Annotated in this window: 26 protein-coding genes; 14 read left to right on the top strand and 12 right to left on the bottom strand. The window is 33.8% G+C overall.

The window, feature by feature from the left end; genetic code table 11:
* Window positions 1–146: 146 nt before the first annotated feature.
* On the bottom strand, window positions 147–707 hold the full coding sequence (locus tag AC0KUU_RS23625; protein WP_473453193.1) for a hypothetical protein: 561 nt from the start codon (window positions 705–707) through the stop codon (window positions 147–149).
* A gap of 643 nt (window positions 708–1,350) precedes the next feature.
* Here AC0KUU_RS23625 and AC0KUU_RS23620 point away from each other — a divergent pair.
* Window positions 1,351–2,205, top strand: a complete 855-nt coding sequence (locus AC0KUU_RS23620; protein ID WP_473453191.1) for a DNA-processing protein DprA — start codon at window positions 1,351–1,353, stop codon at window positions 2,203–2,205.
* Window positions 2,198–3,382 (top strand): phosphoribosyltransferase, encoded by a 1,185-nt coding sequence (locus AC0KUU_RS23615; RefSeq protein ID WP_473453189.1) that lies wholly within the window; start codon window positions 2,198–2,200, stop codon window positions 3,380–3,382. The genes AC0KUU_RS23620 and AC0KUU_RS23615 overlap by 8 nt, the downstream gene beginning before the upstream one ends.
* Before the next feature lie 305 nt (window positions 3,383–3,687).
* Here the strand turns inward: AC0KUU_RS23615 and AC0KUU_RS23610 are convergent, their stop codons facing one another.
* The gene (locus AC0KUU_RS23610) at window positions 3,688–3,837 is read right to left on the bottom strand and encodes a hypothetical protein (RefSeq protein WP_473453306.1); all 150 of its coding nucleotides are present in this window, start codon (window positions 3,835–3,837) and stop codon (window positions 3,688–3,690) included.
* Window positions 3,838–4,714: 877 nt separating this feature from the next.
* Here AC0KUU_RS23610 and AC0KUU_RS23605 point away from each other — a divergent pair.
* The 3 genes from AC0KUU_RS23605 (at window position 4,715) to AC0KUU_RS23595 (ending at window position 7,159) form a co-directional block, all read left to right on the top strand.
* Window positions 4,715–4,885, top strand: coding sequence for a hypothetical protein (locus tag AC0KUU_RS23605; protein WP_473453187.1), 171 nt, complete (start codon window positions 4,715–4,717; stop codon window positions 4,883–4,885).
* A 72-nt stretch (window positions 4,886–4,957) separates the two neighbouring features.
* Window positions 4,958–5,881 (top strand): hypothetical protein, encoded by a 924-nt coding sequence (locus AC0KUU_RS23600; RefSeq protein ID WP_473453185.1) that lies wholly within the window; start codon window positions 4,958–4,960, stop codon window positions 5,879–5,881.
* 438 nt (window positions 5,882–6,319) lie between these two features.
* Window positions 6,320–7,159 (top strand): hypothetical protein, encoded by an 840-nt coding sequence (locus tag AC0KUU_RS23595; protein WP_473453183.1) that lies wholly within the window; start codon window positions 6,320–6,322, stop codon window positions 7,157–7,159.
* 91 nt (window positions 7,160–7,250) lie between these two features.
* Here AC0KUU_RS23595 and AC0KUU_RS23590 read toward each other — a convergent pair whose 3' ends face one another.
* A complete protein-coding gene (locus AC0KUU_RS23590; RefSeq protein WP_473453181.1) occupies window positions 7,251–8,282 on the bottom strand; it encodes a hypothetical protein in 1,032 nt (343 codons plus the stop codon).
* A gap of 42 nt (window positions 8,283–8,324) precedes the next feature.
* On the bottom strand, window positions 8,325–9,128 hold the full coding sequence (locus tag AC0KUU_RS23585) for a CPBP family intramembrane glutamic endopeptidase (protein WP_473453179.1): 804 nt from the start codon (window positions 9,126–9,128) through the stop codon (window positions 8,325–8,327).
* A gap of 194 nt (window positions 9,129–9,322) precedes the next feature.
* Between AC0KUU_RS23585 and AC0KUU_RS23580 the strand changes: the two genes are divergently transcribed.
* The 4 genes from AC0KUU_RS23580 (at window position 9,323) to AC0KUU_RS23565 (ending at window position 11,981) form a co-directional block, all read left to right on the top strand.
* Window positions 9,323–10,588: a Y-family DNA polymerase gene (locus AC0KUU_RS23580; protein WP_473453177.1), complete on the top strand. Its 1,266-nt coding sequence runs from the start codon at window positions 9,323–9,325 to the stop codon at window positions 10,586–10,588.
* Window positions 10,589–10,602: 14 nt separating this feature from the next.
* Entirely contained in the window at window positions 10,603–10,938 is a 336-nt protein-coding gene (locus AC0KUU_RS23575) for a YolD-like family protein (RefSeq protein WP_328240454.1), read from the top strand.
* 55 nt (window positions 10,939–10,993) lie between these two features.
* Window positions 10,994–11,737, top strand: a complete 744-nt coding sequence (locus tag AC0KUU_RS23570; RefSeq protein WP_473453174.1) for a siderophore biosynthesis protein — start codon at window positions 10,994–10,996, stop codon at window positions 11,735–11,737.
* A gap of 67 nt (window positions 11,738–11,804) precedes the next feature.
* Window positions 11,805–11,981, top strand: coding sequence for a DUF8096 family protein (locus AC0KUU_RS23565; RefSeq protein ID WP_328240453.1), 177 nt, complete (start codon window positions 11,805–11,807; stop codon window positions 11,979–11,981).
* 95 nt (window positions 11,982–12,076) lie between these two features.
* On the opposite strand, the gene AC0KUU_RS23560 is transcribed toward AC0KUU_RS23565, so the two are convergent.
* Window positions 12,077–12,556, bottom strand: coding sequence for a hypothetical protein (locus AC0KUU_RS23560; protein ID WP_328240452.1), 480 nt, complete (start codon window positions 12,554–12,556; stop codon window positions 12,077–12,079).
* Window positions 12,557–12,736: 180 nt separating this feature from the next.
* Window positions 12,737–12,889 carry a hypothetical protein gene (locus AC0KUU_RS23555; protein WP_328240451.1) on the bottom strand — a complete coding sequence of 51 codons (153 nt, stop codon included), beginning with the start codon at window positions 12,887–12,889 and terminating at the stop codon, window positions 12,737–12,739.
* Between the two features lie 288 nt (window positions 12,890–13,177).
* Here AC0KUU_RS23555 and AC0KUU_RS23550 point away from each other — a divergent pair, with 288 nt between their 5' ends.
* On the top strand, window positions 13,178–14,164 hold the full coding sequence (locus tag AC0KUU_RS23550) for a hypothetical protein (RefSeq protein ID WP_473453171.1): 987 nt from the start codon (window positions 13,178–13,180) through the stop codon (window positions 14,162–14,164).
* A gap of 83 nt (window positions 14,165–14,247) precedes the next feature.
* Entirely contained in the window at window positions 14,248–14,808 is a 561-nt protein-coding gene (locus AC0KUU_RS23545) for a DinB/UmuC family translesion DNA polymerase (protein WP_328240449.1), read from the top strand.
* Window positions 14,809–14,910: 102 nt separating this feature from the next.
* On the opposite strand, the gene AC0KUU_RS23540 is transcribed toward AC0KUU_RS23545, so the two are convergent.
* The 3 genes from AC0KUU_RS23540 to pdxS all read right to left on the bottom strand — a co-directional run bounded on the left by AC0KUU_RS23540 (window position 14,911) and on the right by pdxS (window position 17,994).
* Window positions 14,911–15,912: an excalibur calcium-binding domain-containing protein gene (locus AC0KUU_RS23540; RefSeq protein ID WP_473453169.1), complete on the bottom strand. Its 1,002-nt coding sequence runs from the start codon at window positions 15,910–15,912 to the stop codon at window positions 14,911–14,913.
* Between the two features lie 68 nt (window positions 15,913–15,980).
* Entirely contained in the window at window positions 15,981–16,643 is a 663-nt protein-coding gene (locus tag AC0KUU_RS23535; RefSeq protein ID WP_328240447.1) for a hypothetical protein, read from the bottom strand.
* Between the two features lie 463 nt (window positions 16,644–17,106).
* Window positions 17,107–17,994 (bottom strand): pyridoxal 5'-phosphate synthase lyase subunit PdxS, encoded by an 888-nt coding sequence (gene pdxS / locus AC0KUU_RS23530; protein ID WP_098965508.1) that lies wholly within the window; start codon window positions 17,992–17,994, stop codon window positions 17,107–17,109.
* Window positions 17,995–18,123: 129 nt separating this feature from the next.
* Between pdxS and pdxR the strand changes: the two genes are divergently transcribed.
* On the top strand, window positions 18,124–19,536 hold the full coding sequence (gene pdxR / locus AC0KUU_RS23525) for a MocR-like pyridoxine biosynthesis transcription factor PdxR (protein WP_116372659.1): 1,413 nt from the start codon (window positions 18,124–18,126) through the stop codon (window positions 19,534–19,536).
* Between the two features lie 288 nt (window positions 19,537–19,824).
* Here the strand turns inward: pdxR and AC0KUU_RS23520 are convergent, their stop codons facing one another.
* On the bottom strand, window positions 19,825–20,007 hold the full coding sequence (locus AC0KUU_RS23520; RefSeq protein ID WP_029324141.1) for a YolD-like family protein: 183 nt from the start codon (window positions 20,005–20,007) through the stop codon (window positions 19,825–19,827).
* A 504-nt stretch (window positions 20,008–20,511) separates the two neighbouring features.
* Here AC0KUU_RS23520 and AC0KUU_RS23515 point away from each other — a divergent pair.
* A complete protein-coding gene (locus AC0KUU_RS23515) occupies window positions 20,512–21,741 on the top strand; it encodes an NAD(P)/FAD-dependent oxidoreductase (protein ID WP_473453165.1) in 1,230 nt (409 codons plus the stop codon).
* A 399-nt stretch (window positions 21,742–22,140) separates the two neighbouring features.
* Here the strand turns inward: AC0KUU_RS23515 and AC0KUU_RS23510 are convergent, their stop codons facing one another.
* Together AC0KUU_RS23510 and AC0KUU_RS23505 are read right to left on the bottom strand one after the other, a co-directional pair.
* Complete coding sequence (locus AC0KUU_RS23510; protein WP_116372655.1) at window positions 22,141–23,220, bottom strand: lysozyme inhibitor LprI family protein; 1,080 nt, start codon at window positions 23,218–23,220, stop codon at window positions 22,141–22,143.
* A 211-nt stretch (window positions 23,221–23,431) separates the two neighbouring features.
* Window positions 23,432–24,286 carry an MmyB family transcriptional regulator gene (locus AC0KUU_RS23505; protein WP_116372653.1) on the bottom strand — a complete coding sequence of 285 codons (855 nt, stop codon included), beginning with the start codon at window positions 24,284–24,286 and terminating at the stop codon, window positions 23,432–23,434.
* A gap of 122 nt (window positions 24,287–24,408) precedes the next feature.
* Here AC0KUU_RS23505 and fabF point away from each other — a divergent pair, with 122 nt between their 5' ends.
* The gene (fabF, locus tag AC0KUU_RS23500) at window positions 24,409–25,644 is read left to right on the top strand and encodes a beta-ketoacyl-ACP synthase II (RefSeq protein WP_116372651.1); all 1,236 of its coding nucleotides are present in this window, start codon (window positions 24,409–24,411) and stop codon (window positions 25,642–25,644) included.
* The last annotated feature ends 116 nt before the right edge of the window (window positions 25,645–25,760 follow it).

Below are 25,760 nucleotides of genomic sequence, written 5' to 3'. Positions count from 1 at the left end.
ATACATTATACGCCCTTAGTTTACATAAACACCCATTACAGAAAGACGTTTTTTAATACATAGTGAAAATAATACTGACTGTATAATCCCTAGCCTTTTATGTATAGTTCTTTAAATAAGAAAAGACGCCTGTTGGGCGTCCTTGCTTATTTAGATACTAAGTTATCAAGTTTCCAATGGGTATCAGTAAATGGATCAACTTTACTATCCATATATAAATACATATTGTTTAAGTCTTTTGGCGGTTTTTCCATCATAAATGAAACTTCAAAAGTTAAAGAATAGCCAGCTGGAACAGTTTTAAATTTATCCTCGTACATAGGCATGGCTTGGCCTTTATAAGTTTTTCCCGTCTTTTCATCTTTAACGGAATATTTTATCTCCGAAAGATCGATTGTTTTTTGATCCTCTCGAACATTATTAATCGTAATACGAGCCGTAATGTACCCTGTTTTATCTGCTTTTTCATATTTTGCATTTTCAACTGTGGCTCTGTAATATCCGCCTTTTGAGCTTTGACCATATAGCAGAATACCCTTTTCCAGTCGTTCTTCCTCAGACATTTCTTTTGATTTCTTTGATTGAGTAGCTGCTTCTACTTTATGATTTGTTTCTTCTTGCTTTGTTGATGTCGTTTGTTCATTACAAGCTGCCATTAAACTTGTAAGTATAAATGCTGTACATGTTACTTTTACTAAAGATTTCATAGAATTCCCTTTCTGTATCCAAAAATTTAAACATAAGGATAATTTTACATTAATAGGTACATAGAAGAAAGGGACTCTAGTGTATTTTTTTCCTATAAAGTAAATAATGTTCACAAAAGTATACCTTTACGAACTTTTAGAAAGTTATAAACTTCTATTTTTATACACGTTCGTAAAAGTTTAAAAACACTTTTTAAACGTTCTCTTAGTATTATGCATATTTACGAACGTTTTTTGTATTAAGGAGTTAAAACCTAATATGAAAATCAGATAGTTGATAATTTGCCTTACGTCTTTTATTAACTATATTAATTAATGAATTAAGGCTTCTATTTTCTTTCGCTTTTTCACACAATAGATAGTCACAAAAAGTGATATTATGCAACATATCAAAGATCATTTTATCTGAATCAGGTTCATCCAGGTTTCATTTCTAATTACTAGTAGAATTACGCATATTACCGTGTGAATTTTTATTATAACTGTGTGTTAAAATAAACTTGAAAAGCATATTTAAGAGATGATTGTATTACAGATGAAAGGCAAGTGTGAAAATCCTTATTTTTATAATATTTACTTACACAAATACTTTACGACACCTATATTTAATATGTATAGTTGATTATAAAGAAGGAGTTACGCCATGGTAGAAAATATGAGAAGTGAATTGTTTTTTTTAAAGCAGTTCGGCTTTAATGATACTCTTTTACAAGAAATTTTTCTTTTTGGGATAAACCCCATAGAAATAATCTTTAATAATGGATATCAGTTATATGCTGAATTTGAAAATAAATTTACTTCTAGAGACAGAGATTTAGCAGAAAATTACTATAACTATAAAGAATTTAAAAGTGATTTATTTAAAAAAGATGACTTTTTAAAGGATAGCAAAAGCAAAATATATTTTAAGTACGATGTGAACGAGATGACAGAGCTAATGCCTGAGAAAATAATGCCACTTTTTATGTATTCAAAAGGTGATAGTACACTTTTAGAAGCTAACAAGAAAAGAGTAGCAATTGTAGGTACCCGTCATCCATCTCCAAAAGCAATTGCTATTACTAGGAAATTAACCAGAAAGTTTGTTGAGGATCAATATATCGTTGTAAGTGGGTTAGCTGAAGGGATTGATACCATTTCTCATGAGACAGCTATTGATTACAACGGCAAGACAATTGCGGTATTACCCACAAATTTTAAAAATATTTATCCAAAGAAAAACCAGGAGTTGGCACAAAAAATATTAGACGAAGGCTTGTTAATAACATCCATTGGTCCCAAAGAAAGTACTTATAAATCTAGTTTTTTAGTTAGAAATCAATACTTAGCAAATATCAGCGATATAGTAGTAGTTACAGAAACAAATTTAAAAAGTGGAACTATGAATACCATTAGGAATGCCAGTGAGGCTAGTAAGAAGATTTTATTTGTAGATCAAGAAGATGAATTAATTAATAATAAAATCTATGAATTTGGAGGCGAGATGCTAAGTGACTAAAAAGACCAAAATGATTTTTATATCAAAGTTAGTTTTTTTTACTGAAAATAATGAATTGATTGAAGAAAACTTAAAAATTGCAGATTTGTTTGATAAGGAAGATGTACATTTAGCGATTGTAGCTAGACAATCTACAATTAGTATATTAAAAACTAAACTGCCTAAAGAGTACCAAGATAAAATTAAACTAGCTAATCGCAGCAGTGAAACTGAAGAAAAAATTAAGGGTTTAAAAAAGAAAGGTGTAATTTTTGGTGTGATAGGTGTTGTCAAAGACGATGCTCTTCTTTCTTTTCACTGCAAAATACCATTATTTAACCCTGAGGTAATGTTTAACGGAAGAGTTTCTATTTCTGATAAAGTAGAAAAATATGGTTTGCCAATCATTGAATTTCAAAATGTTATCGACTGCTTAAAAGCTTTTGACATTCATAAAAAGAATTACTTTCATATGATTTTCGATGATAAATTCAGTGTTATAAGTTTAAATAATGCGAATACCTATTACAGACCTGAAGCAGAAGCGAGGGTAAAGCAAATTTTTGAAACAAATTTAAAAGGTGATAAATCCATAAGAGATCAAAGGATTTTACTTCTTCTATTATTTCATTTGATAAACGAAGTAACAACAAATTCTTATTTTGATAAGGTTAACCTTTGGGGAACGTTTCCTTCTTCTAACCCTGAAAACACAGTCACATCCGTCTCCTTCTTGAAAGAAGCCGTTAGAGTTATTATTAATGGTGGACCTAGAAAAGGACCAGAAATATTGCTAAGGCACAAGCATATGAAATCTAAGCACAGCAGTGGTGGTGCATTGCGATTGACTAATAAAAGTGATAAAGATTTTGATACTTTAATAGTAAACCCAGCTTTAATTAATCAAATTAAAGGCAAAGTGATATGCATTATTGATGACTACATTACTAATGGATACTCTGCTGAAGCAGCAAAGCATTTGCTGTTCGCAGCTGGAGCTAAAGAGGTTATTTTTCTTTCATTCGGGAAGTTCGGAAAAAAATATTACTCAGCTAATTATGAAATTGAAGGTGATGTATCAAAAACATATTCTTATCATTTTGTCAATGAAAATCTTTATGGGGATAGGTTTAAAGAGATAAAATACTATAACTCAGATAATGACTTAGAAATATTGAATTTTGCCGATTTAGTTTAATATTACATATAAAAAGCTTAATTTCTCTATAAAACAGAGGATGAGCTACAATAATAAAGTTGTTTATTTTAACTTTCAGAAATATAAACAAGATATATAGATAAGAAGAGATTAATAAAACACCATCCGTTATCTGTTAAAAAGAGGGTGTTTTATTAATTGTATCTAAAATTCTACATATAACCGTTAATAATATTTTATATACTACTTGCACAAAGTTCTGTAAATTGCTTCAATATTTGCAGTTACTCTTCGTATTGTACAATTTGACCTTTTCCACACCTTGATCCAACGATTATTCCTTTTCATTTATTAAAATTTGGGCTATTCTTATCTAAAGTTAAAGCACGGTCCATATACTCTTCTGCTAAATCTAGATTATTCAACTCTAGGTAGCTGAGGGCTATCAAATGATATAAAGTTGAATGAGCATATATTTCAATTTTATAAAACACACCTAAAAGCAATCATATTACTTTAAAGATATTTTGATTTATTACTGACTCTAATATGTCAATTCCTTTCTTTGTTTCCCCTAGCTCCCAATAACATTCTGCTAAGTAATATACATATGTAATATAATTTTCATCAAAAAATTTGTTCTAAAAGCACTCTTTTCTTATTGAAGAATAAATCATTCAATTTTCCAGAAAAGACAGATTTATCGTTATATGTGAGTAAAAATATAGTTCACACTTTTATATTGTCTATTGATTCTCTCACTAAACCCTTACACTGTAGGCACTTATTACTAAGTTCATCTACACTACAATCAGAATCCTAATCAACTAGGGTTCCCCATTCCTTTGTTGTACAACTACGAAAGTCATTACAAACATCTATACATATCCCCTAATTAATTACTTCACAAGAAAAAGTAACTTTATTATCGGTGCAAATTTTACAAATCAATGTATTTAGCTCCTTACAATTAGCAAATATAAACAATTCACTATAACATTTCTTAGCTTCCAAAAGATGAAAATAAGGAAACATAAAAATGAATCAGTGATCGTTATAATTAAGACAACCATTAAAGATTATTGAATTTATAGATTGTATAAAATTATTCACAAATCAAATTACGCAACATATAGTATTTTTTTGAAAAAAAATACTATATGTTGATTTTATTAATTTTAGATAGTAATATATTACTATGGGAGTTAAGTTGTGGTAAAAAAATAGGGACTATAGGGTCTCCGTTTTGAAAATAATCTCCGGAGAGTTAATTTTGAATTGAATAATATCAAAAAACAGATTGCTTCAAACCCAGTTTTCACAAAATGCTTAATCCCATAAACAAATTTAGCAATAAGGAGAGGAAGGTTAATGGCGAAAAATGGAGAGCCTGGAAAAGGAAGAAAAGGCGCTGTAAAGGGGCGATCTCAATTCTTAGGATCTAATGGTAATTGGATAAAAAGGGATACTAAAACAGGACGAATTTTAGATCAGAAAACAAGTACTGCACAACCTTTTAAAGGAATACGTAAAGAACATTAACGTTGCAAAGAATATTCTCTTACACTTATCGTCTAATTCTCAAAATTGACCTTATAAAAAGGAGTAACAATAATGATAATTAAAGGTGTTAAATCCATTAGAAAAGTTGAACCATATATTGAAGATTTAAATGAAAATGAAAATTATTATTTGGGGTTAAAAATAGATAAAATTGTTAAAGAAAAGTTATTACATCTAGGATTTTCAAAAGAGTTGCCTGATGGAGATGCATTATTACCTGATGTTAAGAATGGAAAATTCTCAAAATTTAACACTTTAGGAGGATTTAGATTACGAAGGGACTTACCCAAAGAAAATTATTGTTATTCATATTCTAGGGACATTGAGGATTGGCATGGCACTAGTCATTATGTGATAATTACTCGCTGTATAAAGAGAATTGCTCGAGAAAAGTTGCAGGCTCCAGAGATAGAACTTTTGCTGAACTCTAACATCTCAGGCGAAAAATTCATTATATCTAACTATCAAATTAATCTCCATACTATAGATCAAAATCTTTTAAAGCATATAATAAACCTTTTCCTTGAGTTATTTGGTTATGTCGAATTTCTTAAGAAAGATCTGAATACAATTCCTAAAATCAATAATATTACATTGAGGTGGGAGGTACTTCCTAAAGGTGAATTGCCATGGGATCAAAAAGATGAATATATTAAATCTTTGGGCAAACTAGCAGCAAAAGGCCAAAGGAGGATGCTCTCTGATAGGTTAGATATAGTTGAGGATTTAAAGCCAAATTTTCGAGCAGTAGGGATTAATGGTTATAGAGGGTATATTATATATGGATTTGAAGAGAAAAACATTTTTATCTTCGAAAGTGCTTTCTATGGAAATGCTACGTATATTATAGAAGGTAAATGGGAAGACATTTCCAAAATGACGAAAGCTGAAATTATTCGTTCAGGTTTGTGTAAGCACCGACTAATCCATGATAAAAATTGGGAAAATAAAATAAAGAAGTTATTACCAAAATAACCTCAAAAATAAACCTCCTTCACTAAAAAGAGAGGTTTATTTTTACTTTCTATATTTGGTATTTTTTCATTTATCGCCTTATGAAACATAGACGTTAAGATAAATTTAAATATAAAATGAGTAAATTTTTATTCATAGTAAGATAAAAATTTAATTGATTCCTAGAATCAAACTTATAGTGCGCCAAGAATTCGCTTTTATATAGTGTGGCTTACACCACTGGTTTAGACACAAATACTATTCCTATCCAAATTCAACCCAACTCATTTACTTCGGTAAGCCTACTTGTGTACTCTCATAAATAAAAAGAAAAACCATTTAGAGTATTTAATTGTTCATGGAAGATAAAACATAAAATTCTAAAATATAGATATCAATTCCACTAAAGTTATTTTATATTAGATACAAGATTATAAAGAGATACTTAGGGGGTTATACATGAAAAAGTTTGAAAGGTTTAAGAAATTTAAATCGTTTGAGAAAGTGAAAATTTTTACAGGTAAATTTAAAACGGTTAATAAAAATTTAAAAAGACTTTTGTACATTACTGGAGTTTGGGTATTTGCATACGATTTTATTTTAGTGAATATACCAGCTTGGCATCCAATTCTTGTGACAATAGGTTTATTAGCAAGAAATGTTTCTTTTGCTTTCATAACAGGATTCATTTTTTTCTTTGTAAACACGCACTTATCTTCCCATAAAACAAAAGTTAACACATATCGATATACAGCTAATAAAATAGCTTCGCTAAACGCTTTAAGTACGAGTTTAATTACTACCATAAAACTTACGTTAAATTTGCCTGATTTCAATAAAGATGCAACAACAGAGGAAGAACTTGAGGAATGGTGTATGCAAATAGCTGGCAACACTCCCGTAACATATAGGGTACTTGCTCATCGTGTTAAATTTCAAGATTGGTATGTGTTATTTAACTTCTTGGATATTGAGACAAGTAAAATAGTAAAAGACTTACTTCTTGTGCGTGATTCTCTAGATAGCGAAACCCTTAGATTAGTTACAAACATTGAAAATAAAGTTAATATGTTTATAAATGTGAGCAAAGGTCTTCCAATTGGACCAGATTATTCACTAAAATCTTTTGCTAAAGATATATTTGAATACAGAGGAATGTGTAAAGAGCTGATTCTTCACTTAAATAAAGAATACAAACCAATTGCAGATGAATACCATCACCTAGAGAACAAAAAGACTAAAGAAAGGAGAGAACTAAAGGGGCAACAACAAGTCCAACAGCAAAATATTCAATTATAAATCAAAAGACCTCCCTGTGTCAGGAGGTCTTTTTTTCATTTCCCTGTACGTTTTGTCATATACTCAGATTAAGCACCCTTAAAGTTGAGTATTATTTTGCACCTCTCCCTATTTTTTGTACTGGAAGAGTAACAGCATCTTCAGGTGATAACCCTTTTTTTAGCCTTGATCTAAGAGTGCCAGCACTTATATTATATTTTCGAGCCGCCATTTGTAATGGAATCTTTTCCCCAAACACCTCAATATAACGAGTAACCCTTGTGTTATTTGACTGTTCCATCCTAGTTGCCCATGAGCAATTTTCAGGAGTATAATCCCCATTAACATCTTTTCTTTCTAAAGTTAACCCCTCTTTATAGGTATCTGCCATATCCCTATGAAACGCTTCAAAGCTTTCATTCCATTTATCACAAACTTTAATCCCTCGCCCACCGTAATTATGATAAGCCGTATCATTAGGTTTATTACAACGGCGGCGCATTTTTTCCCAAGTATTATATAAAGGGTGTTTATAAAGCCCGTGCTTTACATTTAAGTCAGTGCGTCTGGTTAAGCAGCCACATGACTTAGTACGTCCTGATTTTAAAGGGTGTTTACGCGTAGTAATTTCTTCCCCGCACTCACATTTGCATTTCCACATAGCAAATTTTTTTGATTTGTCTAAACCTGCATACTCAATAACGGTTAACCTTTCAAAAACTTGCCCCGTTAAATCTTCTCTAGTGCTAGGATTACTCCCTTTTATGGAACAGCAAGGTTCAGTCTTACTCACTTTTTTTATGCAGCCACATGACTTAGGCTTTCCAGAATTCAAATCTCCTGTTCGTTTGGTAACCTCTTCCCCGCACTCACATTTGCATTTCCACATGTGGTATCCCTTTATTGCCCCTACATACTCCACAACAGTTAATTTGTTGACTACTTTTCCAGTTAAGTCCTCTTTAGGCTTTTTACCTTTTTTAAGACATCCGCATGACCTAGTAGTTCCATTCTTTAAAGCAGATGCACGTGTAGTTATTTCCTCGCCACACTCGCATTTGCATTTCCATTTTTTCGATCCTGCATACTCAATAGCTGTTAATCTTTCAAAGACTTTTCCAGTTAAATCTTCATACTTAATCAATTTTTAATCCTCCCCTATATTGGCTGAGCCAAATGAAAATATCTAAGTTATGGTTCTTAAAAATAAGGTTATAGCAATTATTAGTAGGTCGAAAAATAGGTGCGCTATATATGTACTCCATAAGTTTCTAGTTTTTAAATATAGTATAATTTTAATAACTGAAGGCAAACCAATTGATATTACGCATTGAAGTACATTAAAATCATATGTCCACAGATGAGCTAATCCAAACACTAAACACGCTAATAAACCAGATACCCCTATACTAAGAGCATAAAGAGGTTCTTTTCTCCTCGTGAACCATTTCAAACCTAAAAAGAACGCTGAAAAAAAGAGTAGTTCTTCACCTAATAATTGAATGATGAAATTAAAAATATCACTTGGGATAAAACTTACAATCTCGGATTGTGCAGTCGGATTGTATGAAAGCCCAAATACTAAAAAATCGTGCATAAAAAAGGCTGCTACCAATGATGCACCTGCTACAGTAAGGGATATTCTAAAATGCTGCATTGTTACTTTTCTAAAAAATATTCTAATGTTCTGTCTGAATAGTAAATAAAATATTAGAGCTTGAGGAAATGTATAAAAACAGGCTGATAACACTGTGTACAATACAGAGCCATTTGTTGAGACTTTTAACAATAATAAAGTATCTATGTCAGTAGCTGCGTATACAACCGTTACAATTAAAGATGCTATGAATTGGATGAGAAATTTATGAAATGAAATGGATTTTATAGTTTGAAAAATCAATATAGCATTATCAAATATTTCTTTCACGTTCCGGTCAACTTTTTGTTTATTAGTTTCTACCATTTTAGGTTTTTCTGATCGAGCTAACAAAAAATCATCATCCTTTCAACCAATTATGATTCCTTATTTATCCATAATATCATAGTAGAAATATCTGATTATATAAAAACCTAAGGAGAATTTTACAAATTTAATAGCAATAATCGGGAAAAGATTCCATTGAATAAAGAACGTTTGTTCGTATATAATAAAGAACAAACGTTCTTTATTGAGGAGTTATTCCAATGGATTATGGGCAGCTACCAAACAGAGTCATTATTTGCATAGACATGAAGAGTTTTTTTGCTTCGGTTTCCTCTGTCATACGGGGTTTAAATCCTTTGAAAACAAGGCTTGCGGTTGTAGGAGATGTCAAACGGTCGGGATCTGTTGTGTTAGCTGCCACACCTTTATTAAAGAAAGAAGGGATCAAAACAGGAAGTCGCCTGTTTGAAATTCCTAAAAGGAAAGATATCCATGTGGTGAATCCATCCATGGAGAGATACATCAAGGCTTCGAACTATATTTCTAGCTTGGTGTTACAGTATGTGGCTCCTGAGGATTTTCATGCGTATAGCATTGATGAGTTGTTTATTGATGCAACAGCTTCTTTGCATTTATTTGCTCGAACACCAGAGGAACTAGCTCATCGTATACTTAATGAGATCTATCGCAAAACACGGCTGACAGCTACCGCAGGAATCGGTCCTAATCTCTTACTGGCTAAAGTTAGCTTAGATCATGAAGCGAAGCACAGTCCAACAGGAGTTGCTTATTGGCGATATGAAGATATTCCCTTTAAGTTATGGTCGATTCATCCAATGAAAGATTTCTGGGGGATCTCGTCAGCTACAGAAAGACGCTTAAACCATCTAGGCATCCATACGATAAAAGAACTCGCTCTTTCTTCAAAGGAGATGTTACAAAAGGAATTTGGCATCATGGGAGAGGAACTTTACCAACATGCGAATGGGATTGACTTTAGTCGCATTTCCGATGTGTACATTCCTAGTTCCCGTTCCTTTGGGAAAAGTCAGATTCTCTTTCGAGATTATACAAGCCGAAAAGAAGTGGAATTATTACTATTGGAGCTATTGGACGATGTTTGTTTTCGTTTACGCATGCATCAAGTGGTGGCTCAAACGATCCATTTATCGATTGGCTACAGTAAACAAACAGGTGGAGGCTTCTCCAGACAAAAGAAAATGGGAAGAGCTTCAAACTTAAGCCAAGATATTTTTCCTTATTGCTTAACCATCTTACATACATATGATAATGGAATGCCGATTCGCTCCATTGGGATCTCCTTATCAAACACAAGCATTGAAGAAGAGGAGCAAATGAGCTTATTTGAGGATATCGATCAACGTGAAAGAGCCTATGCTCTTGCGAAAACGATTGATGAAATTCGGATGCGTTATGGAAAGAATAGTGTTTTACGGGCTTCAAGCTATCTGGATCACTCAACAGCTCGTTATCGAAATGGTCTTATTGGCGGCCATAAAGCTTAAAGGAGGATGATATCATGAATGACGATAGAGGAATGAAAAAATGGCGCCCGTTTGCGAGTATGCCAGAACAATACACAGGATTGCAGGAAGTTATAAATAAGCAAATAGAAGTAACTCAACCTGTTTTAACAGAAGAGCAAATGGAACAAATCAATTTCACCTTAATCGAAGCCTTACATACCAATAAACAAGTTTACCTTACCTATTATAAGCAAGGCCACTGTATAACAGAGACAGGATTGATTCAGTTTGTTGATTCCCTGGGAGATCTCTTTATTTTCATCGATGAAGTATTTGAATTAAAAAATAAAATGAGGTTAAGTGAGCTGATTGATGTTCGATTCGTGTAAAATTAAAGTAGATTGGTGAACTATTTATAAATTTGTTGAGTAAGGAGGAAGAATGATGAACATTCCTAAACAATTTATTAAACCATTTCCTTCATACGAAGGTGTGTTTTACGATAACTTGGAACAGCATAAAAAACATTTTTTACCTATTTGTTCCATCAACCTACAATGTATTGAACCTGAATGGGACGAGTGGCTACATATTGTATCAGCGAAGGAAATTCATGAAGGGTGTGTAGGTGAGTTTACTCAACCGTTTCATACGAATTTTACGAAAGAAGATACGTTGGGTTTTGATGTTATTGACGGAAAATATAAATTTGAAGCAGACTGGCAGTACTTCGAAATTGAGCAGGAATCTTCCAACATACTAGAAAAATCCTATGCACTAAATGGAAAAGACTACCGAATACGCAAAGAATTTTTTCAACGTAAGCAGAAAATTTACCCCTATTCTAGCTTTGGAGAGGCTTTTACATCTACAGAAGCATTAGAGCAAGATTTTGCTAAAAAACAGACGAGTGGATGGGGATTAGATTATCCTAAGGTGAATGGAATCTTAGACGATATACGTTTTATGACAGAAGAGGGACAAGAATTACTGGAAGACTGTGTTAGCGAAGACGAGGCTTTTGACTATACAAATCTACTGTATGTGCCAAAAGATGAGGATGGTCATCCATTTACATATATCGGATTTGCTACAGGCTACTATTTTCAAGCTTATGGTGCAGACCGTATCTACTTATTTTTCAATAAAGAATTAAGAAAAGCAGTAATTTGTTTTGAGTATACATAAGGTATAAGAAGTAAGGAATGGCTGTTGTGGTAATCTAAGAAGAGACAATGAGAAAAGAGTAATCAACATGGAAGAGAAAGAGCAGCAAGAAATAGATCTTACTAAAGTATATGAATATGCGGAACTTCCGGATAAGGTTAGTGGCAGATGCGACAATTGCAACTCTGCTTACTTCAAAAGTTCTGTAAAAGGTGGCGTTTTCTTACGTGAATGTAGAGAGTGTGGAATGAAGAAGAGTATCTAAGTATAAACGATTATATAGTAAAAAGAGAAGGGTTTTATCCCTTCTCTTTTTTATTTAATCGTACCATCGAAAGGTGTATCTTATATATTACAAATTCACCAATTGGTCTTCAGTTTTTTAATTCTAGCCTTTAAAGCATCAATTAGTGCTGTAGCTGTTGGATAGCCAGTGATTGAACCTTCGTAAACATACCGCCACTTAACAAACGCTCCACTCATTTCTTGTAAAGCATTGATTAGATCAACATTTGTACCTGGAACACGTTTCAACAATATTTGTATAGAGTTAGAGTTTTTTACATTATTGTCATAAATGGATTCAATTTCATTTTTGCTTTCGTCGCTCAATAGTTCGAACAACTTGTCCCAGGCGTGAACATTAGGAGCATTGTTGTCATTCTCAATAGCATATAGACATTTTAAATATAATTCAATCGAAAATGCGTTGAGGGTAACATATGGAGCGAGATGGGTTTCGATATAATTTGCCCCTTTTCGCATTTTTTCATTTAAAGTAAGACTTGCTGCTTCAAAATTCGCTGCTGTTTCAAAAATTGGTTTCGCATCAAAGCTCATTGTTCAAATCCTCACAGTACAGTTTATTATTATGAAGGTATTATACCACTTTCAACCTTAAAAGGGTTATTTTTCTTACACCAATACCGCGACTGTGGCATGAAGAAGAGTATTTAAGTATAGTTGATTATATAGTAAAAAGAGAAGGGTTTTACCCCTTCTCTTTTTATCTGCCTTTATTTACTTCTCTTTAGGATCATGCTCCCACTGCTCTTTATTATGTTCTACTTTAGTCCTTGGAACTTCTTTAGATCTCTCGTCCATTTCATGAAAAATATAAGCGACTAGGCCAAGCCCTAACATATAAAAAAAGAGCACATATTCTATCACCATCTAATCATCTCCTACTGCGGTAGATTTTCTTTTGGTCTATCAAGGTAAACATGCAACCTTGCTGCTGTAGCTACATAGTATCTAAGGAATCACTACTTCACTCATTAATCAGTATCTATTCATTTAAAGTTACCGCATTAATTGTACTTTAATGTTTCAGGTGATAGGAACGATTACCGTTTTATTTAAAACATTAAGCTCTTTTCCTAATGGAATTGGGACTTCAATACATAAAAAATTTAGTATAATTAGAATATATTATAATTAAAACTAAATGAGGAGAATATAGTGAGTAATTTTCTTGAACTCTTAAAAACATTAAAAAATCAGAAATATGTAACATTAACATTAATTATTGCACTTATAGGAAACGTTATTACCTTTATTATTAATCTAGAAAAGGCAATATCTTTGCATAAAATTAAGGTAACATCCTTTTATAAAATTATGGATATAATAGCTTCAAATTGGTTTTATTTACTTTACATTATAATTTTAGCGATAGTTTTTATTAAGATATTACGGTACTCACATAAAAAATCTCAGCCGAGGGAAGAAGAGTTCTATGATGAAAATGTACATTATAAAGTTGAGGTCGTTAATTTTGTAGGTGGTAATATTAAGATAAGTCGGTCATCCACTGGATATAAACTGCAAATTTATATCCAAAATATTTCAAATGAAGATATTTTAAATGTTGATGGGTTTCTCTCTATAACGGCTAACAAGGTAAGGGTTAAGAAAATTCCATTTGAAGTGAGTATACTTAAACCTGGATATTCTGAATCAATTTATCAATCTGTTAATGAATTTGAGTTGTTCAAATTTGACATGTGCGATATGTATATAAATGAGATTAAAACAAAAAACATAACTAAAAAAGAAATATATAATATTGGTCCTAAAAGATTTAATATATTTTATAAGATTTTAAATATGGAACGTTTCATCGACTATAAATTATTTGGTATAAGAACTAGGTATAACCTAGTTTGGTTAAAAGATAAGTCGCGAGTAGCATTCGGATACATTCGATGGTTTTCTAAAAGAAAAGTACATGTTTTTGGAAAGGGGATTAGGAAGCATAGTTTATTTCATGAAGTATGTTCTTTTATTAAAAGAAGTATTATTTTCATGTGTATTTACACTATTATATTAATTATTTTTTGTGTAACTCTATTTGCTGTAATAAAAACGTTACTTATGTTTTGGGAACTACTGCCTTTCTTGTGGAAATTTATAAAAGAGGTTACTGCCATTATTTCGAAAATCTGACCACTTTGATAAGATAAGTTTAAAAAAAACCGTCGGCAAAGACGATTTTTTATTGTAAATCTCTGATATATAAGAATATTCTATTGACAGTAATAAGAAACGCTGGTATTGATTACAGTCACATTTCGGATGTGTACATCCCTAGCTCTCGTTCGTTTGGAAAGAGTCAGATTCTCTCTCGCCATTACACGAATCGAAAAGAAGTGGAGTTGTTGCTGTTGGAGCTACTAGACGATGTGTGTTTTCGCTTACGCATGCATCAAGTAGTGGCTCAAACGGTTCATTTATCCATTGGCTACAGCAAACAAACAGGTGGAGGCTTTTCTAGGCAAAAGAAAATGGGGAGAGCTTCAAATTTAAGCCAAGATATCTTTCCGTATTGTTTAACCATACTACATACATTTGATAGTGGAATGCCGATTCGCTCTATTCGCATTTCCTTATCCAACACAAGTATTCAAGAAGAGGAGAAAATGAGCTTATTTGAGGATATCGATCAGCGTGAAAGAGCCTATGCTCTTGCCAAAACGATTGATGACATTCGGCTGCGTTATGGCAAGAATAGTGTACTACGTGCGTCTAGTCACCTTCCTTATTCAACAGCTCGTTATCGAAATGGCCTTATGGGTGGTCATAAAGCTTAAGGAGGAAAAAGAGATGGAATCTAGAGGAATAAAAAATGACCTCCAGTAATGAAGGTCATTTCCTTTATTATATTGCCTGTTTATGCTCATTTTATTGAGTTATTACTGATCACAGCCAACTCCATCACCATCACGGTCTAGATGTTTAGCGTAACCCGGTTGTCCTTGGTAAACAGGTGCTGCTCCTGCTGCCCTAGCCTCCGTACAGTTTTTAAAGTACACTGTCTGAGATTGTTGCTGTTGTTGAGCTTGTGCTTCAGCTTCAGCTTGAGCCTTTTCTTCAGCTTCTTTACGTGCTTGTTCTGCTTCAGCTTGTTGTTTTGCTTGTAACGCTTCTTGTTCTTTTTGCTTCTGTTCTGCTACACGCTTTTCTTCAGCAACACGAGCTGCTTCTTCCTGCTTACGTTTCTCTTCTGCTGCTTTAGCTTGAGCTTCTTCTTTAGCTTTTTGCTCTTCTTGTTTCTTTTGTTCATCAGCTTTCTTTTGAGCTTCTTCTTTCTTAGCTGTCTCTGTTGCTTTTTCTTTATCTACAGAAGCAACTACTTTCTTTTCTAGGTTAGGGCTCATCTCCACTTTCTTAACTACATTGTCTTTATCATCAAATGTTGCTTGAATCCATTCTCCCGATTTATCTACATCAGCATACATGTAAACATGGTCTTTCATCTTAGTAGTAAGATAACCTTTCATGACGCTTGTTTTAATAAATTTGGCCTTAGTCATATCAACATCTGCACTTCTTGTGTCCCCTACCATTTTATAAATGATTCCTGCTGCTTCTACAAACTTAAGGGTAGGCTTTGCAGTTGCACTAGCTGTAGTGGCTGTTTTCTTCTCAATTCTTGCTTCTCTTTCAGCTTGCATTTTAGCCTCTTTAGCACGTTGCGCTTCCTCTTCTTTTTGCATTTGCTCTCCACCAATAACTGCAAAGACTAAAAAAAGAATTAAACTACCAACAGAAATTAAAAAATATTTTTTAGCTTTCTTCTTTCGTATAGCCCTAACAATCCCCCAAATTAAAAACACTATAAACCCTAATAAACCAATAATACCTAAAAAATCCACCATTTCTTTTCTCTCCCTCGATATCATTTTATATTGCAACCCTAGGGGATGAATCCCCTAGGCGCTTAGGGATTAATGCACTAATTTACACTCATCCTAATGAGTTATTACTGAACTGTCACAAATTTATTAAACATTTCATTTCTTTTTGCTTCATTATAAATATATTCATCTGAAAACTTAGTTCTCCATGCCTCGCTATCTTCACCTAGACTCTCAATCTTAAAACCTAAGTAGCTGTTTAATTCTTCTCGTGTGATTTCTGTAGAGTATCTTTTTCCTTCAAACGGTAAAGTTAGTGATACTGATTCTAAACCCTTAAACTGTTTCAACAATCTCGCTGGCTCCCCTACCATGATCTTTTGAATTGCGTCGCCACCTTCAAAATACATCTTGTAATCATCTTCTGTTACAGAGCTATTTGGATTTTCTGCTTTGTATGTTGCGAATGAATCAGCATATTTAACAAAAGCTTTGTTTCCGTCTTGTAACTCAGTAGTAGTAATGAACGTACCACCTGTCAAGCTTCCAGCGTACATATTGAATTGACTTTCATCTACAGTAGGAGCCTCTTTTTCTTCTTTAGGTTCCTCAGTTTTTGCTGTTGTTTCTTTTAATTCTGTATTAGTTGTATCTTCTTTAGGCTTAGTTTCTTTTTGTGGCTTTGTTTCTTCTTTCTTTACTTCTTCACTAGTTGAAGTATCCTCTGTCGTACTTGAGCAGGCAACCAACATTCCACACATAGCCATAGCAAATAATACTTTTTTCATTTTTTTCTCCCCCTATATATTGAAACTAATTAGCATCTTTTGAGTTTTTTCCCGAAGGATATAACTATTATTCACTGCATTCCTATAATTATATTAAAAGAGTCATATTTACCATTATAGCAAATGATTTCTATTAACAATTTAGCTATTTACTTTTTATTGAAATTAAATGGATCTATAAACTCATTAAGCCTGATGAAATTACTTTATATCATGGTGAGAAATAATAAAATTTTTGGAGCAAATTATGGAGGACTTTACAAAAAGTAAAATCATTGAGGAAATTGATTAGATAATAATAAAATCATTAAGAATAGAGAGAAAAAAAATACCATTGCTTGTTCTAAGCAACGGTATTTTCGATAACAAAAATTAGCTTTTCAGAAATAACCTTTATATTTTAAGAAAAAACTGAGTTAGTAAAAAGAATAGCTTTCCGTAAGAGACATTATCTATTTGAAAATTACCAGCCTCGTTCTTGCATGCGATTCTCTGGTAATAATGATGAAATTTCAATGCCTTTCATTGCATTCCCTAATCCCTTTGAGAGCTTTGCAATTAACTCGTAATCTTCATAATGAGTCGTTGCTTCTACGATTGAACGAGCAAATTTTTCTGGATTATCCGATTTAAAAATACCTGATCCAACGAACACACCATCTGCTCCTAATTGCATCATTAATGCTGCATCTGCAGGTGTAGCTACACCCCCTGCAGCAAAGTTTACAACCGGTAAACGGCCTTCACGTTTAATTTGCAGTAATAGCTCATAAGGCGCACCTAATAGTTTTGCTTCTGTCATTAACTCGTCTTCATCCATGCCTACAACTTTACGTACTTGCGCGTTTACTTGGCGCATATGGCGTACTGCTTCTACAATGTTTCCTGTTCCTGGTTCACCTTTTGTTCGAAGCATGGCAGCACCTTCACCAATTCGTCTTGCTGCTTCTCCTAAATCACGGCATCCACAAACAAATGGTACCGTGAATGTGCTTTTGTTAAGGTGAAATTCCTCATCAGCTGGAGTGAGTACTTCACTTTCATCAATATAGTCTACACCCATTGCTTCCAGCACGCGCGCTTCAACAATATGGCCGATACGAGCTTTTGCCATGACCGGAATAGATACAGCATTCATTACTTCCTCTACAATTGTCGGGTCTGCCATACGAGACACACCACCTGCTGCTCGAATATCAGCTGGAACGCGTTCTAATGCCATAACAGCAACAGCACCTGCTGCTTCTGCAATTTTTGCTTGCTCTGCATTGATAACGTCCATGATAACGCCACCTTTTTGCATTTCTGCCATTCCTCGTTTTACACGATCAGTACCTAATGATTTCTCCATTTCATACACTCCATTTCACTAACTCTTGTATTTTACGAATATATGAAATAGTATAAAAAGTAATTGACTTTATTGGAAGTGCCAGTTTTTAAAAAAACAATAGGTCCAGTTACAGGGAGGTTGTTAGAAGTGGAAATGTTATCATGTCAATTAAATAGACTAAATGGTATACCATTATACGAACAATTATATTCGCATATAAAAAAAGAAATCATAGAAGGACGTCTTTCTTACGGAACAAAATTACCATCCAAACGGAAGCTATCTAGTTTTCTAAAAATAGGTCGGAATACTGTTGAGACAGCTTATGAGCAACTGGCTGCAGAAGGATATGTAGAGGCATCTCCCCGTAAAGGATACTTTGTTATGGCCTATGATGACTTAGAATATATACAAGTAAACAATCATTTGCGGGAGAATATTGAAATAACTAAGAAAGACATAAAATACAATTTTCATCCAAGCTCGATTGATACTGAGAATTTTCCTTTTTCCATTTGGCGTAAGCATGCCAAAGACACAATTAAAAAGGATAATCACTCCTTATTATTACTTGGAGACTCACAAGGGGAAATAGAATTACGGGAGGAAATTGCTCATTATTTGTACCACGCTCGAGGAGTACAATGTTCACCCAATCAAATTATCGTTGGGGCTGGGATTGAAAACTTATTACACCAACTCTTGCTCCTCTTTAACAAAGAAACGATTTATGGTGTAGAGGATCCAGGTTATCATTTAATTTTAAAAATGCTCAAGAGTTTTCAAAATGAAGTTTATCCTCTTGGAGTAGATGAAGAGGGTGTAAAAGTAGAAGATGTTCATCGGAAAAATATTAATGTCGTTTACTTAGCTCCTTCCCACCACTTTCCGTATGGTACTGTATTATCAATAAATCGACGGACTAGGCTATTAAAGTGGGCTGCAGAGGATAAGAACCGTTATATAATAGAAGATGATTATGATAGTGAATTTCGTTATAGTGGAAAGTCCATTCCTGCCTTGCAGAGCATGGATCTCGGCGGAAAAGTAATTTATTTAGGCACTTTTTCAAAATCTCTAATGCCATCTATTAGGATTAGCTATATGGTGCTACCAAGACCTCTTCTACAACAATATAAAGAAAAACTATCTTTCTATAACTCCTCTTCTGTCTCAAGAATTGACCAACATATTTTAGCTCAATTTTTAAAAAAAGGTGATTTTGAGAGACATTTAAACAGAATGCGAAAGATTTACCGTCGTAAGCTTGAAAGAGTATTAGAATTATTAAAACCGTATCAAGATAAACTCTCTATTATTGGGGGGCATTCTGGCCTTCATATCGTTCTTATAGTTAATAATGGGATGGATGAAAAAGAATTGGTTCGAAGAGCAGGTGATGAAGCTATAAAGGTATATCCATTATCCACTTACTCATTTGAAAAAGAACAAGAAAACCCTCCTAATATTGTTTTTGGTTTTGCTGGAATTCCTGAAGGTGAGTTAGAAGATGCTGTTCAATTATTGTTAAAATGCTGGGGATTTAATGTTAATTTATAAAACAAATATAAGTTATTCGTATCTAGTGTTATTTTAAATATTAGTTCGTGTGGGAAGAAAGAAAATAAATACACGCTAGACGCTAGCTATTTAAAGCGATCAAAGGGAACTTCCTAGTCAGTAGGTGTTCCCTTGTTTCGCATAAGCAGTTAATCAAATAAAACAAGAAATAGTACTAAAAAGGTAAATAAGTCATAAAAAATAGGAAGAGAGTTCTCTTTTTTATGACTTATCATTAGTATTTCCTGTAATATGCATATTAAATAATGTAACTACACGATGATAGACTTAATGAATTTCAGTAATGCCCGATAGACGAATAGAGAATATATTGTGTTGTTCATCCTCTAGAGAAAGAGTTTGATCATGAAGATTAAGATCATTTACACGTCCCTTACATGTTTGTAATAAACCGTTTTGATAATAGTTAATGGTAATGACACCTTTCTTTCTCAATGCTTTCAATATCATGCTCCGTTCCCCTTTCTTCCTAATACTAATGTAGGAATGTGTTATTCAAATAAGTAATTACCATGCAGAATTTGTGAGAAAATCATACAAGTTAAAAGTTATATCATTTTATATTATTTAGTATACAACAAACCCTTAGGAAACGCTTACATTTCATTGTGTAAACTTTGTGAACTTTCACAAGGAAGAAAGCTCAAAGAATAAAAGAGGAAAAGAAATATATGTCTAGAATCTATATCTATGTTTCAATCCATCTATTATACCTTCTTGTAAATGAGCTTCTATTTAATGCTAAAATATCATTCCGATTTTTAGCGCAAATTCTTTTTAATTGTTTAACAAGTGAAAATTCCCTGTACTTAATTCGTTTTAATTTCCATACTTTATGTATGTCGCATACCCTTATCAATTTACCTCATTGCTTTAACTCGTAAGAACATTAGTTTTAGAACCCTTCTAATGGATACGCAAATCAATAATTGTACTTGGAAATGGAGCGATACGATGAATAAGACGTATGATGTCATCATTACCGGTGCTAGAGTTGCCGGCTCTACCCTTGCTATTTATCTTGGGAAGGCAGGTTTTCATGTGTTGTTAGTAGACCAAGCGACCTTTCCAAAGGATACATTATCAACCCATACTTTTTTCAATAATACTGTCGCTCTTCTTCGAGAAATCGGTGTCATGGACAAATTATTGGAAACAAACGCCCCACCGGTACAGGATATTAAATTTCAATTTGAGGATACCGCGATAGAAGGACTCATCCCTAAGGTTGACGGAGAAGAAAGTTGTTACTGCATTAGAAGAACTTATCTCGATCAAATCCTACTTGAACAAGCCAAATCACAAATGAATGTAACCGTTCTAGAAAGGTTTCGTGTGACGGATGTTATTCATGCTGGCGATGCAGTAGTGGGGGTAGAAGGTCTAGATGGCAATAACAAGAAACAAGAATTTTTAGCTCGCCTGGTAGTCGGGGCAGACGGTCGATCCTCAATTATTCGCAAGCTGGTAAAAAGTGAACTCAAAATAAGCATTTCGGCAAAAGTCGGCATCTATTTCGGGTACTTCTCTGAATTTCGCCATGACAATGTCCCTAAATTTGAAGTATACAAGATAAAAGATAACACAGCCATTCTCTTTCCAACGAATGATAATTTATATGTTATCGCCGGCATTTTCCCATTAGAAAATAAGGAATTGATAGGACGATTGAAATTAAATCCAGAAAGCTGTCTACGCAATTTCTTAACAGATAACTTTCCAAATACAACAATAGGGGCGCGTTTAAAAAATGCAGAATTAGTAGAACCGATTAAAGGCATTCTCAGATATGACAATTACTGGTATAAAGGAATGGGAAAAGGGTGGGCGTTGGTTGGAGACTCAGTTTGTTTTAAAGATCCTGGCATGGCACAAGGTATCCATGATGCTATATGTGGAGCACGTATATTATCCAATATTCTCTCAAAACATAAGGGACAATCCAATCAATCAAATCAAATATCTGAAGAATATCAAAAGGCAATAGAAGACGAGTTTATGGTTCGGTTTCACATGGGATGTCAAATTTCGCAGAATGAACGCATCTCTGAACAACAGAATGCTGTCAATAAGCTAATCAGTTCCCACCCAGAGGCTATAGAGAAGTTTTTAGGAATTTATAATTACTCAAACGAGCCCGATGCTTTAGAAAAAGAACTCACACGAATTATGCACTCAATCTAGCAATAATTTTGAAATTGACCTAAGAGTTTTCAAGAATTAGCAGTGAGGGGAAGATAAACCGAGGGCAGGAAGGGATATATCGAAAACAAAGATTTTATTCTGTTACGATTAGTACATTTTGTCTAAAACATACTCAATATAAAGAGCCACTTGTTTCATACAAGTGGCTCTTTGTTACGTTGAATACATTAAATTATTCCCATAACTAGTAGAGAGGTTTATGAATCTGCAAATAATGGTGTTAACTAATAATATTCAGATAGAAATGGAAGGGAACTAACGGCAAGAAATAGCACGAGCAAATGTGTATATGTGTGATTTATAGGATGGCATATACACACATAACAATGAAGATAGCCAATACATAAAGTTCCACCATGTAAATATAGTACTTTCTCATTATTTCATATAATAAGTAACTAGCTCGTAGCAACGTTCTCTAGTCATTTCGTGTAAAATACGAGCCTCTTCAGCATAAGCTAAAGTTCCCCCTCCAGCTTCTTTCAACTCTTTTTGAGAAGCAGCATCTCTATCTTTAATCCATTGACGTTGTTTGATTTTTAGATCATTCATCTCTGATGCAGGTAATTGGTTTTTTAATTCAGCATAGATATCGTTCAATACCTGGTCCCACATTTGATAATTTGCTCCAGAAGTTTGTCTTCTGTCACCATCGATCTGATCATTAACTGGTTGTACTTCACTAACTCTAGTCTGTTCTAGTAAATCTAAATAATAAGCTTTTTTGCTATTAGTTATAGTTGTACCTGAACTATTTGTTGATGGAGTGCTTGTAGTTGGCCCAGTCTTTGAAACAGTAGTAATCGGCCCATTTTTAGCTATATCAGTTAAGTATAATTGATTATTGATAAGCACTGCTGTGTACATCCAATTGTATTTATTTGTTTTTTGAGATCCATCTGGTTGTATAACAGATACAGTCTCTACAGTTTGTATTTTATAAAGAGGCCCATCCGAAGAGTTACCTGCTTTCGTAAAATTCACTACAGAATAATCTACCCAGTTCTCTTTAATACCCTTCTTATATAAGTTGCTTACCAATGATTGTTGGTCATTATATAATGAACCTCTTAAAACATGTGAAACGTTACTGAACTGTCCAGTATTAATTGCAGTGGTTAGTCCATTTATGTAGTCAGCCATTACTAGAGCTGCCGTATCTTTAGTAACAAAATCGTCATTTGAGACTGTATTTGAATTAGTTGCGTTTTGCTGATTACTATTTTTGTGAACAGCACTCGCGTGATCGCTACCTTTTATAGTTGAAGATTCCCCAGTATTGTTTTCTTTAGCATTATTACTATCTTGATTTGTTTTAGTAGCACTATTATCACTGGTCTCCTGGCTACTAACCTCCCCAGTTTCTCCTGATTTTGAACCAACCTTTTCTTCTTGTTGACAGCCAGAAACCAGTAAAGAAGTTACCGTAATTAATAAAAAAACACCTTTTTTATACATAGCTGTTCCCCCCTCTAAAAGTTGTTAATTTTATGTGTATTTTACCAATATTAAAAGATAGTATAACAACGTTTTATTCCTTAATAATGATATTATTTAATAGTGAAATATTATAAACTTTTCGAAACAATTTATTAATAATTAATTCGTAAAAAAACAGTCTCAAAGTAAGAGACTGTCATCTTAATCTGCTTAATATAATGAAATTTCTCTAGAGTTTCTCCATAGAAACTCTTTTCATTAACCGTTTTAACTTATTTTCCGTATCCGTTTCCTCTACTGGTGTGTAAATGCTACAACGCAAATCCATATCCCCTTGAACTTGGAGGGAAGTTAAATTAAATAACATTTTTCCTGCCTTTGCATGTCTAAATTCAATAACCATTTCGGGAGCTTTACTCACTTGGCTTTCATTCCATAAGGCCTGGAATTCCGGATGTAAATGACTCATCTGACTAATAAACTGGTTGTACCATTCATCACCTAGATAGTGTCCATAATAGGTACGGAAAATAGCAAGAAAACCTTTAGCAAAATGCTCCCAATTGACAGCTAGTGCTTTCAATTCTTTTCGGGCGAACACTAATTGAATTAGATTTCTTTGCTCATTTGGGATTTGTTCAAAATCTAGAAAAACATGAGAAGCTGCGGAATTCCAGCCCACAATATGGCAGTGTCGATCTGTAACGATAGTGGGACAATAGGTTAATTCAGCTAGTATTCGTTTTAAAGAAGGGCTAAGCTCTGATTGATCTTTTTTAGGATGAACAATTTCTGACTTTGCTTCTAATGCCAGATCATATAAGTAGTCTCTTTCATCGCTATTTAGTTGTAGAGCTGTAGAAATACAGTCAAGCACAATAGAAGAAACTTTTATATCTCTTCCTTGCTCTAACCATGTGTACCAAGTGGTACTTACCCCTGCTAATTGTGCAACCTCTTCTCGTCGTAATCCCGGTGTCCTTCTTCGGGTTCCTGCTGGTAGCCCAATAGATTCTGGTTTAATTTGAGCTCGCTTGGTTTTTAAGAATGTGGACAAAGCTTCAAGCCTAGTTTTATCATTCATTTTTAAAACTCCTCATCATACCAATTTACCCTAGTAGTAGTTATACCAGGATAAACAATCCCTTGTAATAGGATAAAAGGACTGTAAAATACAAGTATATTATTGATTTGGAGTGATGAAAAGTGGAAAGAGTTGTGATTACAGGTATGGGAGTAGTCTCTCCTATAGGAAATAACATCAGAACATTTTGGAACAACCTAATTAAAGGAGAGTCCGGCATCTCCTCTATAGATACATTTGATATTACTGACCATAAGGCAAAAATTGCAGGAATCGTTCGGGATTTTGATGCAGATGAGATTTTAGGAAAGAAGGAAGCAAGGCGTTTAGATCGTTTTTCCCAATTTGCTTTAGCTGCAGCTGAACAAGCCTGGGCAGATGCTAAGTTAGATCTCAATCATATAGATCCAGAAAGGTTAGGCGTATACGTAGGTTCAGGTATAGGGGGCATTGAAACCTTAGTTGAGAATATTGATGCACTTAGACAGAAAGGGCCAAGGAGAGTCAGCCCAACTCTGGTGCCGGGTATGATTTCTAATGCTGCTGCAGCACAAATTAGCATCAAGTGGAATGCAATGGGTCCTTCTATGTCGCCTGTTTCTGCTTGTGCCATTGGGAATACAGCTATTGGGGAAGCTTTTAGACTGATTCGTTCTGGAGAAGTAGATGCTGTGTTTGCAGGTGGAACAGAGGCTGCTATAACTGACTTATCAGTAGCAAGTTTTGGAAATGCTACCGCATTATCAACAAGAAATGATGACCCTACTCAAGCTAGTCGTCCATTCGATGAAGACCGTGATGGATTTGTCATGTCAGAAGGAGCTGGAATTCTAATCTTAGAATCTCTATCTCATGCTTTGCGTAGAGGAGCAAAAATTCACGCGGAAGTCATCGGATATGGTGCAAGTTCAGACGCACACCATATGGTTGCTACACACCCAGAGGGTAAAGGTGCTTATCTTGCAATGAAAGCAGCTTTAAGAAATGCAAATATATCCCCTGAGGAAATTGATGTTATTAGTGCTCATGCAACAAGTACAAAGGTGGGTGACATCTCTGAAACAAAAGCTATTAAGGAACTGTTTGAGAAACAAGCTTATCAGATTCCAATAACAGCTAATAAATCTATGGTTGGTCACATGTTAGGAGCAGCTGGTGGAGTTGAAGCAATTGCTCTAGCAATGAGCCTTAAAGAAGGCGTTGTTCCTCCAACAATTAACTTAGAAAATCCCGATCCATTATGCGATTTAGATTATGTACCAACTATTGCTCGCCAAGTGAAAATAAATACTGGTTTATCCAATTCATTTGGGTTTGGTGGCCATAATGCAGCTATTGTTTTAAAGAAATACGAGTGAGTATATTTTTACTCGTATTTCTTCATGAAAATTAAAGCCAAAATAAAATATAATTACGAATTGCTATTCAAGTTGGGGTAAAGATACCCAAAATCGAATACACCTGGCAAACCATA

This window comes from Priestia sp. ST2 (assembly GCF_055810735.1).
Note: the sequence above shows the minus strand (reverse complement) of the source record. Positions and strands in the feature narration are given on the sequence as shown.

Coding starts and splice junctions, on each gene's coding strand:
- AC0KUU_RS23535 (WP_328240447.1), bottom strand. CDS start 16,643: ATGAAAAAAGTATTATTTGCTATGGCTATGTGTGGAATGTTGGTTGCC.
- AC0KUU_RS23620 (WP_473453191.1), top strand. CDS start 1,351: ATGGTAGAAAATATGAGAAGTGAATTGTTTTTTTTAAAGCAGTTCGGC.
- AC0KUU_RS23595 (WP_473453183.1), top strand. CDS start 6,320: ATGAAAAAGTTTGAAAGGTTTAAGAAATTTAAATCGTTTGAGAAAGTG.
- AC0KUU_RS23575 (WP_328240454.1), top strand. CDS start 10,603: ATGAATGACGATAGAGGAATGAAAAAATGGCGCCCGTTTGCGAGTATG.
- AC0KUU_RS23515 (WP_473453165.1), top strand. CDS start 20,512: ATGAATAAGACGTATGATGTCATCATTACCGGTGCTAGAGTTGCCGGC.
- AC0KUU_RS23580 (WP_473453177.1), top strand. CDS start 9,323: ATGGATTATGGGCAGCTACCAAACAGAGTCATTATTTGCATAGACATG.
- AC0KUU_RS23520 (WP_029324141.1), bottom strand. CDS start 20,007: ATGATATTGAAAGCATTGAGAAAGAAAGGTGTCATTACCATTAACTAT.
- AC0KUU_RS23555 (WP_328240451.1), bottom strand. CDS start 12,889: ATGGTGATAGAATATGTGCTCTTTTTTTATATGTTAGGGCTTGGCCTA.
- AC0KUU_RS23510 (WP_116372655.1), bottom strand. CDS start 23,220: ATGTATAAAAAAGGTGTTTTTTTATTAATTACGGTAACTTCTTTACTG.
- AC0KUU_RS23570 (WP_473453174.1), top strand. CDS start 10,994: ATGAACATTCCTAAACAATTTATTAAACCATTTCCTTCATACGAAGGT.
- AC0KUU_RS23625 (WP_473453193.1), bottom strand. CDS start 707: ATGAAATCTTTAGTAAAAGTAACATGTACAGCATTTATACTTACAAGT.
- AC0KUU_RS23600 (WP_473453185.1), top strand. CDS start 4,958: ATGATAATTAAAGGTGTTAAATCCATTAGAAAAGTTGAACCATATATT.
- AC0KUU_RS23565 (WP_328240453.1), top strand. CDS start 11,805: ATGGAAGAGAAAGAGCAGCAAGAAATAGATCTTACTAAAGTATATGAA.
- AC0KUU_RS23505 (WP_116372653.1), bottom strand. CDS start 24,286: ATGAATGATAAAACTAGGCTTGAAGCTTTGTCCACATTCTTAAAAACC.
- AC0KUU_RS23560 (WP_328240452.1), bottom strand. CDS start 12,556: ATGAGCTTTGATGCGAAACCAATTTTTGAAACAGCAGCGAATTTTGAA.
- pdxS (WP_098965508.1), bottom strand. CDS start 17,994: ATGGAGAAATCATTAGGTACTGATCGTGTAAAACGAGGAATGGCAGAA.
- AC0KUU_RS23605 (WP_473453187.1), top strand. CDS start 4,715: ATGGCGAAAAATGGAGAGCCTGGAAAAGGAAGAAAAGGCGCTGTAAAG.